At 44.6% G+C, this 17,692-nt stretch carries 15 protein-coding genes; 11 read left to right on the top strand and 4 right to left on the bottom strand.

What is annotated here, in order from left to right; all coding sequences use genetic code 11:
* The first annotated feature begins 667 nt into the window (after positions 1-667).
* Genes H6F66_RS11155 through ureC form a run of 4 tightly spaced genes read left to right on the top strand, consistent with a single transcriptional unit; the run spans position 668 to position 7,136 of the window.
* Entirely contained in the window at positions 668-2,359 is a 1,692-nt protein-coding gene (locus tag H6F66_RS11155) for a CHASE3 domain-containing protein (protein WP_199294784.1), read from the top strand.
* A gap of 39 nt (positions 2,360-2,398) precedes the next feature.
* Complete coding sequence (locus H6F66_RS11150; RefSeq protein ID WP_190421124.1) at positions 2,399-2,704, top strand: urease subunit beta; 306 nt, start codon at positions 2,399-2,401, stop codon at positions 2,702-2,704.
* Between the two features lie 54 nt (positions 2,705-2,758).
* Complete coding sequence (locus H6F66_RS11145; protein ID WP_199294782.1) at positions 2,759-5,347, top strand: DEAD/DEAH box helicase family protein; 2,589 nt, start codon at positions 2,759-2,761, stop codon at positions 5,345-5,347.
* 58 nt (positions 5,348-5,405) lie between these two features.
* Positions 5,406-7,136 (top strand): urease subunit alpha, encoded by a 1,731-nt coding sequence (ureC, locus tag H6F66_RS11140; protein WP_190421115.1) that lies wholly within the window; start codon positions 5,406-5,408, stop codon positions 7,134-7,136.
* Positions 7,137-7,254: 118 nt separating this feature from the next.
* Here ureC and H6F66_RS11135 read toward each other — a convergent pair whose 3' ends face one another.
* The gene (locus H6F66_RS11135; protein ID WP_190421113.1) at positions 7,255-7,686 is read right to left on the bottom strand and encodes a hypothetical protein; all 432 of its coding nucleotides are present in this window, start codon (positions 7,684-7,686) and stop codon (positions 7,255-7,257) included.
* A gap of 139 nt (positions 7,687-7,825) precedes the next feature.
* On the opposite strand from H6F66_RS11135, the gene H6F66_RS11130 reads away from it, so the two are divergent.
* The 4 genes from H6F66_RS11130 (at position 7,826) to H6F66_RS11115 (ending at position 11,503) form a co-directional block, all read left to right on the top strand.
* A complete protein-coding gene (locus H6F66_RS11130) occupies positions 7,826-8,017 on the top strand; it encodes a hypothetical protein (RefSeq protein WP_190421111.1) in 192 nt (63 codons plus the stop codon).
* Positions 8,018-8,386: 369 nt separating this feature from the next.
* Positions 8,387-9,526 (top strand): hybrid sensor histidine kinase/response regulator, encoded by a 1,140-nt coding sequence (locus H6F66_RS11125; protein ID WP_190421110.1) that lies wholly within the window; start codon positions 8,387-8,389, stop codon positions 9,524-9,526.
* Positions 9,527-9,679: 153 nt separating this feature from the next.
* Positions 9,680-11,059, top strand: a complete 1,380-nt coding sequence (locus H6F66_RS11120) for an aldehyde dehydrogenase (protein ID WP_190421108.1) — start codon at positions 9,680-9,682, stop codon at positions 11,057-11,059.
* A 237-nt stretch (positions 11,060-11,296) separates the two neighbouring features.
* Positions 11,297-11,503 (top strand): hypothetical protein, encoded by a 207-nt coding sequence (locus H6F66_RS11115; RefSeq protein ID WP_190421106.1) that lies wholly within the window; start codon positions 11,297-11,299, stop codon positions 11,501-11,503.
* Positions 11,504-11,751: 248 nt separating this feature from the next.
* On the opposite strand, the gene H6F66_RS11110 is transcribed toward H6F66_RS11115, so the two are convergent.
* The 3 genes from H6F66_RS11110 to H6F66_RS11100 form a co-directional block, all read right to left on the bottom strand.
* Positions 11,752-12,345 carry a sulfite oxidase-like oxidoreductase gene (locus H6F66_RS11110; RefSeq protein WP_190421104.1) on the bottom strand — a complete coding sequence of 198 codons (594 nt, stop codon included), beginning with the start codon at positions 12,343-12,345 and terminating at the stop codon, positions 11,752-11,754.
* Positions 12,346-12,441: 96 nt separating this feature from the next.
* A complete protein-coding gene (rpmF, locus tag H6F66_RS11105) occupies positions 12,442-12,615 on the bottom strand; it encodes a 50S ribosomal protein L32 (RefSeq protein ID WP_190421102.1) in 174 nt (57 codons plus the stop codon).
* A gap of 122 nt (positions 12,616-12,737) precedes the next feature.
* Positions 12,738-13,664, bottom strand: a complete 927-nt coding sequence (locus H6F66_RS11100) for a hypothetical protein (RefSeq protein ID WP_190421100.1) — start codon at positions 13,662-13,664, stop codon at positions 12,738-12,740.
* 194 nt (positions 13,665-13,858) lie between these two features.
* Here H6F66_RS11100 and H6F66_RS11095 point away from each other — a divergent pair, with 194 nt between their 5' ends.
* The 3 genes from H6F66_RS11095 to H6F66_RS11085 all read left to right on the top strand — a co-directional run bounded on the left by H6F66_RS11095 (position 13,859) and on the right by H6F66_RS11085 (position 17,594).
* Complete coding sequence (locus H6F66_RS11095) at positions 13,859-14,407, top strand: DUF2808 domain-containing protein (protein ID WP_190421098.1); 549 nt, start codon at positions 13,859-13,861, stop codon at positions 14,405-14,407.
* A gap of 193 nt (positions 14,408-14,600) precedes the next feature.
* Positions 14,601-16,199 carry a DUF1565 domain-containing protein gene (locus H6F66_RS11090; RefSeq protein WP_190421096.1) on the top strand — a complete coding sequence of 533 codons (1,599 nt, stop codon included), beginning with the start codon at positions 14,601-14,603 and terminating at the stop codon, positions 16,197-16,199.
* Between the two features lie 192 nt (positions 16,200-16,391).
* Positions 16,392-17,594 (top strand): GNAT family N-acetyltransferase, encoded by a 1,203-nt coding sequence (locus H6F66_RS11085; RefSeq protein ID WP_190421094.1) that lies wholly within the window; start codon positions 16,392-16,394, stop codon positions 17,592-17,594.
* Positions 17,595-17,692: the final 98 nt, after the last annotated feature.

The raw sequence follows: 17,692 nt of genomic DNA, 5'->3' as shown, positions 1-17,692 counted from the left end.
AGACGCTATGGATGATGATTATATGATTCAAGTTCTCAGTTCTTGTTTTCTTGACCCTACCTTAGATTCTTCTGATTCCTTGTGTCAAGCCTGATTAAGATGCTCTTACCCTGGTTAATACTAATTCACCTTTGTGATGCCAACGCATAACATACCCCTAACCCGCTTAATAAGGGGGAATAAACTGTTTTTTTAAGGCATAAAGCGAAATTATATCAACCGTAACACTCTGCCTTGACTTTAATATTAGATAACACCTTTATTTAAGATTTATTAGCACATAAATTAGCCTTGCTATAGTAAATTGACGCGACTTATAGGGAAATCGTTGTAAAAAAAGGGGAAATGGAAATTAATGCGCCTTATGCCAGGCTAGAAATGAGCGTAGCAAATACAAGTAATGCTCTCACCCCAGAGATTTGAAAAAAATCCGGAATAATCTGCTGGCGGAGGAATATCTGATAGAAGTATTACGAAAATGATACATAAGGCAAAGGCATAAGTAACATTCACCGCTAAACTAAATTAGTCAAAACACATATAATACCTATTTGCTAGAAATCTTCTAGTGTTACAACTGTGCAGGGTGCTAGGAAAGTTTCCAATAGGGAAGGCAATTTTTTGTATTTTTCTTTACGTATCGAATACTGCACCGGAATAATCACCCATGAATTTTTTTCTAATTAGAGGGCTGCGCTCTATCTGGCTCAATTTACCAATTCGCTGTCGAGGAGCTATCATCCTGGCTATTCCAGTGAGCTGTCTGCTTTTTTCGCTTGGCCCGTTGTCCTGGCTACAAAAGAATACAGTGCAGGCTCATCATCATGTCCAACAAGCGCAGCAGATACGTTTTGAAACTCATCGCCTGCTCAATGCTTTGGTGGATGCAGAAACAGGTATTCGAGGATACAGTCTCACTCGTCAGCCGGAATTTTTAGAACCTTATTCAGCAGCGATCGCAACTATTCCTAAATCATTAGCTAGACTAAGCGATCGCGTAAAGGATCAACAGCAGCGTCAACGACTCCAGAAGATTAAAATTCAGGCGCAGGAACGGATGGAGATGTTAAAGAACACTCTCAACGCAATCAAAGATGAGACAACCTCCCCATCCACCCTGAAGAACTTGCTTTTTCAAGGCAAATCCTTAATGGATGAGACTCGCCAGCAAATCAGTATTTTTCAGGAAGAGGAGGAACGTCTGCTAAAAAAACGCAACCAGCTTTTAAAGCGCCAGCAGAACCTAACTCAGGCGACACTGGGTTTATCCGCCATCATTGGCATTATTGGCGCAATTACAGCAGCTTTTCTGTTTGACCGTCTCGATCGCGAACTAAAATTTCGGGAAGCTGATTTACGCCAACGAGCGATCGCAGCTCAAACCCAAGCCGAACAGCTTAATGTAGCTTTGAAGGAACTACAAGAGGCTCAAGCTCGACTGCTTCAAACCGACCAACTAATTCAGACAGAAAAGATGTCCAGCCTCGGTCAAATGATTGCAGGCGTTGCTCATGAAATCAACAACCCAGTTACATTTATTCACGGCAATTTATCTCACGTCGCTCAATACACCCAAGATTTACTCGACCTTTTAGAACTCTACCAGCGCTATTATGACCAATCAAATCCTGAGATTATCGAGCTGGCGGAGGCAATTGATTTAGAATTCCTTGCCGAGGATTTACCCAAAATTCTCATATCAATGAAAGTTGGTGCTAATCGTATCCGTCAAATCGTTTTGTCATTGCAAAGCTTCTCCCGGCGAAATGAAACTATTCGGAGAGTTGTTGATATCCACCAAGGCATTGACAGCACGCTACTAATTTTGCAGCATCGTTTGAACGCTACCGCCTCCCGTCCCTCTATTGAAATTGTTAAAGAGTACGGCACACTCCCCTTTGTAGAGTGTTATGCCGGATACCTAAACCAAGCGTTTATGAATATTTTAAGTAATGCGATTGATGCTGTTGAGCAATACGAGGTGGAGTTTTCCCCAGACCAAATGAAGCAGCATCCCAGGCGAATCGTCATTCATACACAATTGAATCAGGCTAATAGAGACGCTGATGGCGATCGCGTAGCGATTCGGATTATTGATAATGGGCCTGGAATACCAGAAGAGATTAGAGGACGCATATTTGACCCGTTTTTCACAACCAAAGCAGTAGGTCAGGGGGTGGGATTGGGGCTATCCACTAGCTACCAAATTGTGGTAAATAAGCATGGCGGGGAGCTAAAGTGTTTTAGCCAACCTGGACAAGGCACAGAGTTCTGGATTGAAATCCCTGTGACACCTCCGGCAAATTTGTCCGTTGACGATATTAGCTCGTTACATCATTTACAAACGTTGTCGATTTAGCGAGAGCAAATAAAAAACCTTAAATAATTGGAGTTTAATATGATTCCAGGGGAAATCATTGTACAAGATGGAGAAATTGAACTCAATGCAGGCCGTCCCACCTTCAGAGTAATAGTTGCCAATTCAGGCGATCGCCCGATTCAAATTGGTTCCCACTATCACTTTTTTGAAGTAAATGAAGCCTTAGAATTTGATAGAGAACAAACCAAAGGAATGCGGCTTAATATCCCAGCCGGGACAGCAGTACGCTTTGAACCAGGAGATGACAAAGAAGTAGAATTAGTCCCCTTTGCAGGTAGCCGTCAAGTTTACGGTTTCAATGCAAAAATCAACGATAAGTTATAGGTTATGAAATGGTAAAAATAGGGGGTTGCTTTACTTCATTAAGCCTTCGCCCTCGTGGACTACCAGAAAAAAGTGCCAAATAAGAGAGATAAAAATATCCCAAGGGGGGCTTCGGTTTCAATGGTGGATTTTAAAAAATTGCGTGAGTCTAAAACTCAATCGATCGTTATAGAACCAATTGAAATTTTCCGACGCTTACCGAAGCCACCCGGTATTAATGACGTTTACATTAGCCAAGCTCAGGTGTTAGAAGCGTGGTTCAATCGTCGAAATGAACGCGACATTGTAATTAAGTTGCACACAGGCGGTGGAAAGACGCTTGTTGGTTTGCTTATCGCCCAATCAATCCTAAACGAACACCGGGAGCCTGTCATTTATCTATCCCCGACAGTTCAGCTTGTCCGACAGACTCTGGAGAAGGCTCAACAATATAGTATTCCCGCAGTTACTTACGAAAAAAGTACCGATTTTCCTGACGAGTTTCTTGCAGGGAAGAGCGTTCTGATTTGTACATATCAAGCTCTCTTTAACGGTCGTAGCCGATTTGGAGTTCGTGGTGGTAGCCAAGCTTTAATGGCAGCAGCCATCATACTGGATGATGCCCATGTAGCTTTTTCAACGATGCGTGATATGTTCACGCTAAGAGTTGATGTAAGCAGCGACTCAGATAGTTACACCCACCTTACAAATATCTTTCGCAACGATTTCCAAATGCTTGGCAAGTCGGGAACATTTGATGACCTTGTAAGCGGCAAAGAAAATGGTATTTTGGAAGTCCCCTATTGGAGCTGGCAAGCGAAATCAGAGCAAGTGAGGGAATTCTTACGTAATAAAGCCGAGGTCTATAAATTTGTCTGGCCATTTCTCCGTGATAATTTTGATTATTGCCACTGTCTGATTAGCCGAAACGCTTTTGTCATCACACCAATTTTTCCATTAGTGGATTTGATCCCTACATTCACAGATTGCCCCCACCGTATTTTTATGTCGGCAACAATTGGTGATGACAGTGCTATTGTGCGTACATTTGATGCCAACCCAGATTTGGTAGCTAAGCCCATTACGTCAAACTCATTAGCTGGTGTCAGCGAAAGAATGATTCTGGCTCCGGAACTTATGCAGCTTCCCCCAGATGATGTGCTGCAAATGCTCCAAGAACTATCCAAGGCAATGGCTAAGCAACAAAAGGTAGGGACAGTGATTCTTGTACCGTCTGATGCTACCGCTAAGCAGTGGATGGATGTTGCAACATTTGCAGATTCAACGGAGAAGGTAGTTACCTATGTCAAAGAACTTCAAGAAAACAAATCGCAAGGGCCTTTTGTGTTTGCTAATCGCTATGACGGAATAGACCTTCCTGGTTCAGCGTGTCGGCTATTAATTTTATCAGGATTACCTCGTGGAAGTAGTGAGTACGAGCAATATCGGGCAAATACTTTTGCTGGTGGAGCTGAACTTATTAGTGCTTTAGCGCAGCGGATTGAGCAAGGCATGGGAAGGGCTGCGCGAGGTTCTGGTGACTATTGCGTAGTGATAGTTACTGGTAAAGACCTCACTGCATGGCTTGGTCGTTCTGCCCATCTTAAATTCTTGACAAAAAGTACACACGCTCAGTTTGAAATGGGACAAGAGATCAGTAGAAGTGTTACTGACAAAGAAGAACTGCATGAAACAATTATGCGCTGTCTTAATCGCGATAAAGACTGGATGGAATACCATGCAGAGACGTTAGCCGAGCGTACTGAATCCACAGAAGAAGATAAAAATTCATTGACTCAGGTGGCTGTCGAAAGGAAGGTATTCCAATTAATGCGTAATGGTTATTTTGAGAAGACAATTGCTAAGTTAGAAAAGCACTGGCAGGAAGCAGCTGGAATTGACGAAAAGAGCAGAGGCTGGTTGAAGCAACTTGCGGCTCGTGCTGCACACTACTGGGGTAAGACTGACCTAGCTCAAAAGCTTCAGCAGCAAGCATATGCGGATAACACTAACTTATTACGACCTCAAGTTATCCCACCATATGTGCCACTAATGAAGCCAGGTAAGCAAGCTGAAGCGATTGTTACTCAGATTGCTAGCTATAAATCCCTCCGAAGAGGTTATCTTTCATGGTTTAATCAACAAGTCTCACAGCTAGTTCCAGAAGCGTCAGCCACTCAATTTGAGCAGGCTTTAGCAAGTTTGGGCTATATGCTTGGCTTCGGGACACAAAGACCAGATAAAATCTACGACAAAGGCCCAGATGTTTTGTGGTTACTAAACGATCATCTTGGTTTAGTTATCGAGGCAAAAAGTCGCAAGAATCATGATAACGTCTTAACAAAAAAAGAACACGGTCAACTGTTGAATGCAGAACAATGGTTCAAGAAAGAATATCCTAATTACTCTTGTATACGTGTTTCAGTTCATCCAAATATTGGGGCAACAAAGAATACGGTAACTAACGATTCTAAGGCTTTGACCATTGAAAAATTAAATCAACTTATCACTGACGGACGTACTTTACTCGTAGAGCTATGCGAGTCAGTCGTGTCTGACGATGAACTTGTTGTTCGGTGTGAGCAACTTTTAGCTAATTCTACACTAAGACCGGAGTCACTTATCGAGGAATATCTTGTGTCGTTCAAAGATTCGGAGGAATGATTGTAAATACGATTCGTGGTAGTAACGTGAATTTTTTGTAGACAATCAGGAGTGAAGTATGAGTTATAGAATGGATCGCCGCGCCTACGCCGAAACCTTTGGCCCCACAGTAGGCGATCGCGTTCGTCTCGCTGACACAGAATTATTTATCGAAGTCGAACAAGACTTCACCACCTACGGCGATGAAGTGAAATTTGGCGGCGGCAAAGTTATCAGAGACGGGATGGGACAATCCCCAATTTCTAACGCTGCTGGTGCTGTAGATTTAGTAATAACCAACGCCCTAATCCTAGATTGGTGGGGAATCGTTAAAGCCGATATTGGAATTAAAGACGGGCGAATTTTCAAAATTGGTAAAGCGGGAAATCCTTATATTCAAGACAACGTAGATATTATTATTGGGCCGGGAACTGAAGCACTTGCTGGCGAGGGGATGATTCTCACTGCTGGCGGAATTGACAGCCACATTCACTTTATTTGTCCGCAACAAATTGAGGTAGCGATCGCATCCGGCATCACCACTATGATCGGCGGCGGTACTGGCCCCGCGACGGGTACAAATGCTACCACCTGCACCCCTGGCCCCTGGAACATTTACCGAATGTTGCAAGCCGCCGATGCCTTTCCAATTAACCTGGGTTTCTTAGGAAAAGGCAACAGCAGCCAGCCGGAAGGATTGGTAGAGCAAGTTTTAGCCGGAGCGATGGGCTTGAAGCTGCACGAAGACTGGGGAACCACACCAGCAACAATTGATACCTGCTTAAGCGTTGCCGATGAATATGATGTACAAGTAGCAATTCATACTGATACCTTAAACGAAGCTGGTTTTGTGGAAACCACCATCAATGCCTTCAAAAATCGCGTTATCCACACATACCACACGGAAGGTGCTGGGGGAGGTCACGCCCCGGACATCATCAAAGTTTGCGGCGAAGCCAACGTACTACCTTCTTCCACCAATCCTACACGTCCTTACACCGTCAACACCTTAGATGAACACCTGGATATGCTGATGGTCTGCCATCACCTTGATCCAAGCATTCCCGAAGATGTCGCCTTTGCCGAGTCCCGAATTCGGCGCGAGACGATTGCGGCGGAGGATATTCTGCACGATTTAGGCGCATTTAGCATGATTGCCTCAGATTCTCAGGCGATGGGACGAGTGGGTGAGGTGATTATTCGCACATGGCAGACGGCGCACAAAATGAAAGTACAGCGGGGAAACCTCTCCCCAACCCCTCTCTTACAAAGAGAGGCGCAAGAAAGGGCAGATAATTTTCGGGCCAAGAGATATGTAGCAAAGTACACTATAAACCCGGCAATCGCTCACGGAATTTCTCAGTACGTTGGTTCAGTAGAAGTAGGGAAACTCGCTGATTTGTGCCTCTGGCGGCCAGCATTTTTTGGCGTGAAACCAGAGATGGTGATTAAAGGGGGAGCGATCGCATACTCGCAGATGGGAGATGCCAATGCTAGTATCCCCACCCCACAACCAGTGCATATGCGTCCGATGTTTGCCAGTTTTGGGGGCGCGATCGCTGCCACCTCCCTCACCTTTATTTCCCAAGCTGCCTTAGAAAAAAACATCCCCACTCAACTTGGTTTACAAAAGCCAGCAGTTGCGGTATCTGGTACGCGGCAATTGAGCAAGTGGGACATGAAGCTTAATGATGCTCTCCCTCGCATAGAAGTAGACCCAGAAACCTACGAAGTCAGAGCCGATGGAGAATTACTCACCTGCGAACCCGCAACCATCCTACCCTTAGCGCAACGCTATTTTTTATTCTGATTTTTTGTCTGTTGTGCGTTGTCATCGAATTGTCAAGTTCAAAAGTTGTCAGGTTCTAACAACGAGAATCCCTACCCAACCTGACAACGTTCAAACGTTCCAACGCTAAGACAACCGATCAATCTTTCAAAACCAAAAACCCTTGCCCGTTAACACGATATTGTTCGCCCACATAGCCAGTGCGTTCATAGAGAATTTGATGAATGTGCTGGTCTAGCTTTGCTTCGTCAGGAATCTGGGGGCGATAAAAGTTTTTCATTTGTTCTTCAATGCCCATATCATCAAGGCGATCGTGCAGTTTAGTTTTTTTCCCTGAAAAGTACGCATCTCGCGCAGTTTGATCGTTCAAAAAGCTGATAACAATCGGCAACGGAACGCCACCAACCGTCATTCTACCGCTGCTAAGCATTACTAACCCAATCGTGGTACAAATAAGCACAGAAAAGTAGATGCCCGTTACAAGTTTTACAGGGCCTTTGTGGGAAGGACGGCGATTTGGAGCTTTTTTGTTGCCGATGGTTGGGCTTGATTGAGAAGCAGATCGACCCATACAGATTAACTTTGAATTTTGCTTAAATCTACAACCTTGGGTTGTGGTGTCAATCTATCGATAGTTATATACAAATTTAATTTGGTCGATGTGTCAAGCCGAATAAGGCATATTAATAATTAGCTACTTACTGAGAATTATGCAAGATGGCAGAGAAACTTATTTGCTGCTGATGGTTGCGATCGCTTCTTCAACAACTTTTACAAAAATTATTGCAGCCCACAAGTCGCGGAAATTGACATCTCAAAAGGGCAAAAGATTGTATTCTTCCAGTTTTATCTTTATAAAAATCGGGGAATACAGCATAGTTTGGCGGCTTTTTCCCAGTTAACAGCCAGATGTATAGGACTCAGAAAAATCTACTGGAGATTGATAATTGGTAAGGAGGAAGAGAAAAGAGTTGTATTATTCTGTTTCCCAGTCCCCAGTTCATAACATAGGTGTCCCACCCATGAATCCCAAGTTGCGTCATTAAACATACGTAAGCTTTTTAGCTATATCATTGTAGTAAAAATTACTAATCTATTACAGTCCTTAGGTGAAAGCTAAAAAAGCTCAGACTACTTGGTTAAACGGATTCTTAAGAATCCTTCCTGGGAATGAGGCAAAATGATACCTTAGGCGTAAAGAATGATACGTGATAGCCGAAAATTTGAGAAGATTGAATTTTTGATAAGTTTTGTTGTAAACCTACCGTTTCATGAAGAATCATTCGAGTCTCACTCAACCCTCTAAAACTGACCATATTCTAGTTGTGGATGATTCTCCCGATAATTTGTTCCTCGTTCAAACCATTCTGGAAGAAGAGGGATATCAAATTACATTAGCGGAGAATGGTCGTTCTGCCCTAGCTGAAATCGAACAAGGCCCACCAGACTTAGTATTGTTGGACGTGATGATGCCAGGGATGGATGGCTATGAAGTCACCAAACGAGTACGAGACAATACTAAGTTACCGTTTATTCCGATTTTACTAATCACCGCTCACGATCACGCCAGCGTCGTGGAAGGATTAGATACAGGCGCGGATGATTTTATTCGCAAGCCAGTACAAGTAGATGAATTGCTGGCACGGGTGCGATCGCTACTGCGGCTAAAACACAGTGTAGACGAACGCGACCAAATTGCTCGTCAGCGAGAAGATTTTGTCTCCTGGCTCACCCATGACTTACGGACACCGATAGTCGCAGCTGAGAGGATGCTGGCTTTATTTCAGCAAGGAGCATTGGGAGAACTCGCGCCAGGGATGCAGGAAGCCGTCGTTACAATGGCTCGTAGCAACCGCAACTTACTGGCAATGGTCAACACCTTGCTAGAAGTTTATCGCTATGAAGCAGGTCGTAAGACCCTGACTTTTTCTCCCATTGATCTAAAGCAACTGCTTCAGGAAGTTATTGAAGAACTTACTCCCTTAGCTGGGGAAAAAAATTTGTCTTTGGTGCTGGATGTAGGAGATAAGGACGCTCATAATAAACTTAATAGCAAAGTTGTAGGAGATCGCCTGGAACTTCACCGAGTTTTTACCAACTTAATTGGAAATGCCATCAAGTTTACAGATAAAGGCTCAGTCGTTGTCCGAATGGTGCCAGATACTAGCACTGGTGACTCCGATACTCCTTACCTCCTTATTGAAGTCCAAGACACTGGCCCTGGTATCCCCCCAGAAGACCAAGCAGTATTATTTGAGCGATTTCGTCAAGGGAACCACAAGCGTTCCGGTAGTGGTTTAGGGCTACATTTATCTCGTCGGATTGTGGAAGCTCATCAAGGTGCAATTGAGGTTAAATCAGAGTTGGGGAAAGGTAGTTTATTCAGGATTAGCCTTCCTGTTCAACACTGATATGAGAGCCTATTGCGGGGGCAAAGGAGTTTCTTCGCCTCCGTTGGCGATCGCATGGCTTATACTGTTGCTATAGCCAGCGCGTAAGCGTTAGCGTTATTGATTTTATAGTACCTAAAATCAAAAATATAAAATCAAGTACAAGAAACCAAAATGCTAAAAGTACCAAAAGTTAGTGATGTCATAGAGAAACAGCGCAATTTTTTTGGGACAGGCAAAACCAAAGATATATCTTTTCGGATTGAGCAATTAAAACTATTAAAGAAAGCGATTGTAGATAATAAAGAAGCTATATTAAAGGCTTTGCAATCTGACTTAAACAAACCAGAATTTGAAGCTTATGGCTCAGAAATAGTATTTTGCTTAGAAGAAATAAATAATGCTCTAAAAAATATTAATAGCTGGACAAAGCCAAAAAAAATAAAGGCACCAATTACCCAGCTTTTATCCACAGCAAAGATATATTGTGAGCCTTTGGGCGTGGTTCTGATCATTGGCCCCTGGAACTATCCATTTCAACTGGTAATTTCTCCTTTAGTGGCAGCGATCGCATCTGGTAATTGTGCAATTTTAAAACCTTCCGAAATTTCTGCAACCACATCCCATCTGCTATCTGAAATTATCCTAAAATACTTTAATCCAGAGTTTGTTGCTGTAGTTGAAGGCGGCGTAGACACCAGTCAGCAACTACTAGAAGAAAAATTTGACCATATATTCTTCACAGGTAGCGGTGAAATTGGAAAAATTGTCATGGCTGCGGCGGCAAAACATTTGACACCAGTAACGCTAGAACTAGGTGGAAAAACTCCTTGTATTGTTGATGCGAAAACTCACCTGGAATATACAGCTAGAAGAATAGTTTGGGGTAAATTTATGAATGCAGGGCAAACCTGTGTAGCCCCAGATTATCTTTTAGTAGATAGAAAAATTAAAAAAGATTTATTAGAGCAAATCAAAAAATGTATTAGCGAATTTTATGGAGAGAACCCGGAAAAAAGTCCTGATTATGCCAGAATTATTAATCAAAAACACTTTAATCGTCTTTGTAAATTTTTAGGCAGCGGGGAAATTGTAATTGGTGGAGACACAAATCCATCTGAGCGATACATTGCTCCTACGCTGATCGAAGGGGTTGGCTGGCAAGATGCAGTGATGCAAGAAGAAATTTTTGGTCCCATTTTACCAGTAATCGAATATACAGAATTAACGGAAGCGATCGCGCTTGTCAACGCCAAACCGAAACCTCTCGCCCTCTACTTCTTCTCAACAGATAAACAAAAGCAACAGAGAGTTTTACACCAGACATCATCAGGGGGTGCCTGCATCAATGATACAGTTATGCACCTTGCTGTCCTAGATTTACCATTTGGCGGTGTTGGGGAGAGCGGTATCGGTAGTTATCACGGCAAAGCAGGTTTTGATACATTTTCCCATCAAAAAAGCGTTCTCAACAAATCTTTCTTGGTTGACGTGAAGTTAAGATACGCTCCCTACCTTGGCAAGCTCAAGTTACTCAAGTCGCTGATTAAATAGTTATCCATTGTCCGTTGGCGTTTGAGAGTTCTCAAGTTGTCAGGTTGGAAAGTTGTTATAACCTGACAACTCTTTACTGACTGCTGACAGCGGACAACTTGTGATTTAGCTCACTCAAAAATTAACTACTCCATCACGAAAGTTTCCCATAGAACATCACAAATTTCCAGCCGAAGCATCACCAGAAGTTATACAGCCAGACGAAATACTACTTATAGCGTACAAAAGGTAGATTCTATGACCCAAATCTGTGAAGTAGTTAAACAAGTGATTGAAAATGGCTGTTTGACAATTGAAGCCGAAGAGCAACTGCGGCAGCTTTTAGCAATTGACTATGACTTAGAAGACATAGAAGCTTTGACAAAATTGCAGCGCGCAGCAATAGCTGGCTTTGTCAAGCAAGAGTCACGGCAATTAATGAGTAGGGCAAAAAAGCTTGCGTAGAGAGGTTACAGATAACCTCTCTACGCAGCGAGCGCACATACCCCGCGACTGTTGGCGCACCCTGCCCGTTAGAGCTTATTCAAGGGCGAACAAACAAAGTTCGGATGGTGGGCCAACATAAATAAAGCTTGCTTGGAGCAAGCTTTATTTATGTAACGCCAGGCTAAAGTTATGTTAAAGAAGCGGCACGAAGTGCGCTTTTTAATTTCTAGCCCTTCGCCTCTAACTAATGACTAATCACCAATGGCTTAATAGCTATATCTCTCTTCTGCCCACGGCTCCCCCCGGCGATGGTAGCCATTCCGCTCCCAAAAACCCAACTCTTCCTGACTGAGAAATTCCAAACCATTAATCCATTTGGCGCTTTTCCAGGCATAGATGTGAGGGACAACAAGCCGCATCGGGCCACCATGTTCGGGGGGTAATGGTTCTCCAAATAGGGTGTGAGCAAAAAAGTTTTCTTCCCGCACAAAGTCGTCCATAGAGATGTTGGTGGTGTAGCCGCCATAGCAGTGTTCCATGATATAAGCCGCTTTTGGGTCAACCTCCACCAGCTTCATAAAGTCTGTAACCTTAACACCAGTCCACTGCACATCGAGTTTAGACCAGCGAGTGACGCAGTGGAAATCAGCAGTAAAGTTATGTTGGGGCATAGCCATAAAGTCTGCCCAACTGAAAGTTTTTTCTTTTGCCAAACCCCAGACGCGAAATTGCCACGTATCAGCGTTGACGCGAGGAGTATTGCCGTAAGTTAGCACTGGGAAGCCTTTTGTCAGATATTGACCAGGAGGAGTGCGTTCGCTATCTGGCGATTCTGGTTTTTTGAAAAATTTTCCTAGCATGAGTCAAGTAGAAAAGCGTTTTAGGTACTATATCTACTATGCACAACAGCTAAAAAAATAGCGCCCAAAGGCGCTCGGACATCCCAGCAGGTCGAATTATTCTTCTTCGGCTTCTTCTTCTTGTGTTGGATACACAAACTTAGAACGCCCGCTCAGAATTGACTTGCCCAACGAGAGGGCTTTCTGAGCCTGAATCGTCGCCTTGTGCTTCCAGGTAGCTTTGCGCTTATCGCGCTTGGATTTTGACGTTTTCTTCTTTGGAACAGCCATGATTGTTAATGAGGCAATCGGTTACAGCCTTCCCATTGTAAGAGATTCCTTGACAAGTGCAATCTAGTTAACCTCTCAAGTTTGCTGGAAACCAATTGGGCAGCGACAACTTCATTCTGTGATTACCGCTGTCCATTCGTTCCTCTTGCAGGTGCTGGCGTGGCAGGATTAGGAAGATTCTGTGCTGGATTCGGAATATTCTCTGTGGGATTCGGAATATTCTCTGTGGGATTAGGATTGTTCGTATTTCCCCCTGGAAGCGTTGGTGCAGAAGGAAGTGTCGGCGCGTTGGCACCTGTTCCACCTGGGGTTTGTCCAGTACCAGGAGCAGCTGTGGGGGCAGTTCCGGGTGCCTGGTTTTGTGGAGTGCCTCCAGCACCCGCTCCACCTAAGGTTTGCCCAGTACCAGGAGCAGCTGCGGGGGCAGTTCCGGGCGCCTGGTTTCGTGGAGTACCTCCAGCAGGTGGTCGTGGGATATCTCTAACGTTACCTGGAGTTATAGTTGTTGGGGGAGTTGCCTGTGGCGAGGCTGCTGGTGCTTGTTGAGGAGCGGCTGCTGGTGCTGGTTGGGGGTCTGGTATTACATCATCTCTAAAGCCGAGTAAAGCCTTGGTACTGGGAAAGTAAGTTGCCCAACGAGAGACATCAGGGCGGCTTCTCCATGCGCCGCGATTGACTTTAAGAGCCAGAATTGGCGCGATCGCACCTTGATTTTGCCCCATAATCATCACCGCAACATCTGTTACTAAGATGTCCCGGTCAAAGCTACGCTGTGCTGCGGCTCTCGCTACCGCCTCGGCTCGGCGAATCAAGCCTTCGTAGGTTTCGTTTGGCTGACCGACCATGCGAAGGTCAACACGAGCGGTGTAAGCTTGGGCAATCTGGGGTGCAAGAGCGCTCGACACTAACCACGTTACTCCCGTACAACCCAAGATACCAACTAAACTCAGCGGTGCAAGGAATCGGTGTACAAAAGACTTCCGGGATCTTTTGACCTTAAACTCGATTCCTGGTAGAGCCTTGAAATTAAAAGAGATAGATTCGCCCACAATCGCCACCTACTTTTTACTCACAGCGTGAAATCGCTAACTTTAAGCGTTATTCTTACTAAAGATAATGCCTTACAAAAATGCAATTTACCTCTACCGTGGCGGAGAACTACTCCAGACTGTAGAGAGATTTTACCGGGAAAGCGATCGCTTTCATTAAAATAACAACACTTCTTGTCGTTGATTTTGAAGCAATGCGCCTTTCATTTCTTTTCGGCTCCACCCTAGCTGTAGCAGCAAGCATCTGGGGAATTGCCCATCCCTCGGCTGTCGCAATTCGACTGGCAGATGGTACAGTTTCTTTTGACAAGCCGCCTCGCCTGGTTAATGCTTCCACCACCTTTGAAACTGTTAATGTACCGGGAGCTACCTATTATTTCACCGTCAGCTTACCAGAAAATGCTGGTGAACCGCTTCAACGGATTGCGATCGCTCAAAATCAAGGATTTGATGACATTCGATTTCAACTCAAAGATAGCGTAGCATTTGAAGGGACTCCTGAGCGCAAAGGTGAGAAGCTAAGACTCAAAGCAGTGACAAAGGACAACAAAACAGGCACCATTACTGTCACCTTCGATCCCCCAGTATCTCCGGGTAAGACTGTTACGATTGGACTCGATCCAGTACGCAACCCCTGGACTAGCGGTGTGTACCTGTTCCGAGTTACAGCTTTTCCAGCCGGGGAGAAAGCTTATGGTTTAGATTTGGGTGTGGGACGCTTGCACTTTTATCCGTCGTTCTAGAAAAAAATTGTCCTCTTTGCGATCGCGTCAAAAGCAGATTTCACTAACAAAACTCTCAAAATGTAGCTTTTAAAACCAATTGCCCTATTTTCCGGATACGCTCTTATTGGCAATGTAGCTGTTTGAATTACCAGCATAAAATGGGTAAAATTGCAAGCGGTTAATGCTCTTATTACCATATTTCAAGATTACTATGGCTCAAATTTACGTCAATCCAGCAACTGGCAATGATAACGCTGCTGGCAGTCAGTCAGCGCCTTTTAAAACGATTAGCAAAGCTCTCACTCAAGCTCAATCAGACACCACAATTCAACTGGCAGCAGGAAACTATAATGCAGCCAACGGCGAAGTCTTTCCCCTGAGAGTGCCATCTGGCGTAATAGTTATCGGTAATGAAGCTAATAAAGGCAGCGGCATTTTAATCGAAGGTAGCGGAACCTACAGCAGTCCCAACTCCTCCGGCGGACAAAATGTGACAATGGTTTTAGGCAATAATGCCCAACTGGTAGGAGTAACCGTTACCAATCTCTCTAGCCGTGGCACTGCCGTCTGGATTGAATCGACTGCCCCCACCGTGAAGAATTGCACCTTTATTAATAGCAAACGCGAGGGAGTTTTTGTTACAGCCAATGGTACTCCAGTAATCAGAGGTAATCTGTTTACGCAAAATATGGGCAATGGTATTTCCTTGGCTGGGGATGCCAGAGGCGAAATCCGAGGTAATACCTGTAAGAATACAGGTTATGGAATTAGCATTGCTGAACGTGCCGCGCCCCTAGTTATAGATAACCAAATTTCGGAAAATCGCTCAGGGATATTCGTCTCTGGTGATTCTCGCCCAAAACTGCGGAATAATCTTAGTGAACGAAATACTGACGATGGCCTAACAGTAATTACTACAGCTTTACCAGATTTAGGTAGTAACTCCGATCCTGGGGGAAACATCCTGCGGTATAACGATAAATTTGATTTGCAAAATACCACTTCTAACAAGCTGGTTGCTGTGGGAAATCAGATGAATCCGGCTAAAGTTCAGGGAAATGTGGAGTTAGTTAATAATCAAACTCCCCCCGTCGATACAACAGGCGGTGGCGGCGGAGCAGGTGGCGGAGCAGGTGGTGGCGGAGCAGGTGGTGGCGGAGCAGGTGATGGAGCAGGCGGTGGTGGTGGAGCAGGTGGTGGAGCAGGTGGTGGAGCAGGCGGTGATATTGTTGTTGAGTTAACCGACATTGCCGGACATTGGGCTGCTGCCTTTATTCAGGAATTAGTCGAGCAGAATATTATCAGTGGTTTTCCCGACAAAACCTTTAAGCCTAATGCGAGTATGACACGGGCGCAGTATGCCGCCTTACTGACGAAAGCCTTCAACCCACCTGCGAAACGAAATGCGATCGCTTTCGTAGATGTATCACAGACTTTCTGGGGCTTCAACGCAATTCAACAAGCTTATCGCGGCGAATTTCTCTCCGGTTTCCCTGACAGAACTTTCAAACCAAACCAGAATGTTCAGCGCGTACAAGTGATTGTCTCCCTAGTTAATGGGCTAAAGCTAACTGGTGGCGCTGCTACTGCCCTAAACACCTTTGACGACCGCGCTAGTATTCCTGACTATGCTAAAGATGAAGTAGCAACAGCAACGCAAAAACGGATAATTGTCAATCAACCGAACCTTAAAAAACTCAACCCCACCCGCGATGCTACCCGTGCGGAAGTAGCAGCGATGGTTTATCAAGCTTTGGTAGATGCCAATCGTCTACAACCGATTGACTCACCCTTTATCGTTACTGGTTGATTCTTTCTCCCCTGCGTTCCTGGGCTGCGGCTTAGGAACGCTATTAAAGAGGTTCTGCCTCCCATTCTTAAATGAAACGTAGGTATTCCCAGGCTCAGCCTAAAACGAGAAATGGTGCCAACACTTTGATGCGATCGCGAAAGTTGACTTACCCTAGAGAAGGCTTTCTCATCCAGCTCATCAATTTCTGAAATGGTGGAACAACTCAAGCCCCGTTATTCTGTTGCCTGGATTAACAAAATCTCTGAACTGCCTCAAGCCGAGTGGGATGCGATGGCTATGCCGCTGTTGACACCTTTCCTAGAATGGGATTGGCTCAACAATATGGAAACATCTGGCAGCGCTACGGCAAAAGCGGGATGGCTACCCAACCATCTAACTGTGTGGCGAGACAGAAACTTAATTGCTGCTGCACCCCTATATGTGAAAGGGCATAGTTACGGTGAATTTGTCTTCGATCATCAGTGGGCAGATTTGGCTCAACGCTTGGGCGTACAATATTATCCAAAATTACTTGGTATGTCTCCGTTTACCCCAGCGGAAGGGTATCGTTTTTTAATTGCACCAGGTGAAGATGAGGATGAGCTAACAGAGTTAATGGTAAATGCCATTGACCATTTTTGTTCTCAAAACCGCATTTCTGGCTGTCATTTTCTTTATGTAGATCCTCAATGGAAAATGGTGCTAGAACGTCACGGTTTCATGCCTTGGCTACATCACAGCTACATCTGGCAAAATAATGGGTTTAATACTTTTGATGATTACCTAGGCGCTTTCAATGCCAATCAGCGCCGCAACATCAAGCGGGAACGCAAAGCTGTGCAGAATGCAGGTTTGCAAATGAAAACCCTGACTGGCGATGAGATTCCTAAACAGATGTTTCCGTTGATGTACACCTTCTACGCCGATACTTGCGACAAGTTTGGCTGGTGGGGGAGTAAGTATCTAACAAAGCGCTTTTTTGAGCAACTGCATTCTAACTATCGGCATCGGGTGTTATTTGTAGCGGCATACAATGAGCAGGATAACCGTCAGCCAGCGGGAATGTCTTTTTGTCTCACCAAGGGCGACAAACTTTATGGACGCTATTGGGGAAGCTTACAGGATATTGACTGTCTGCACTTTGATGCTTGTTACTATACGCCGATTGAGTGGGCGATCGCGCACAACATCCAATCTTTTGACCCAGGTGCAGGTGGGCGGCATAAAAAACGTCGCGGTTTCCCAGCTACGCCCAATCACAGTATGCACCGATTTTACAATCCACGTTTTGGTCAAATTCTACGCAATCATATCAACGAAATTAACAATTACGAACAACAAGAAATTGACGCTATTAACCAAGAGTTACCATTTGCTCAGCGCGATACCGACAAGCCAATAACTTTTGATTGAACTGGCATCTTGCATCTAAAGCAATCCTAAATCATTTATAAACTTCTCTCCTTGCTTTTGCTCTGTGTGCTGTGTGCCTCAGCGGTTCGTTTAAAAAA

Origin of the sequence: Trichocoleus sp. FACHB-6, from assembly GCF_014695815.1 — a bacterium.
Lineage (GTDB): Bacteria > Cyanobacteriota > Cyanobacteriia > Cyanobacteriales > FACHB-T130 > Funiculus > Funiculus sociatus.
Note: the sequence above shows the minus strand (reverse complement) of the source record. Positions and strands in the feature narration are given on the sequence as shown.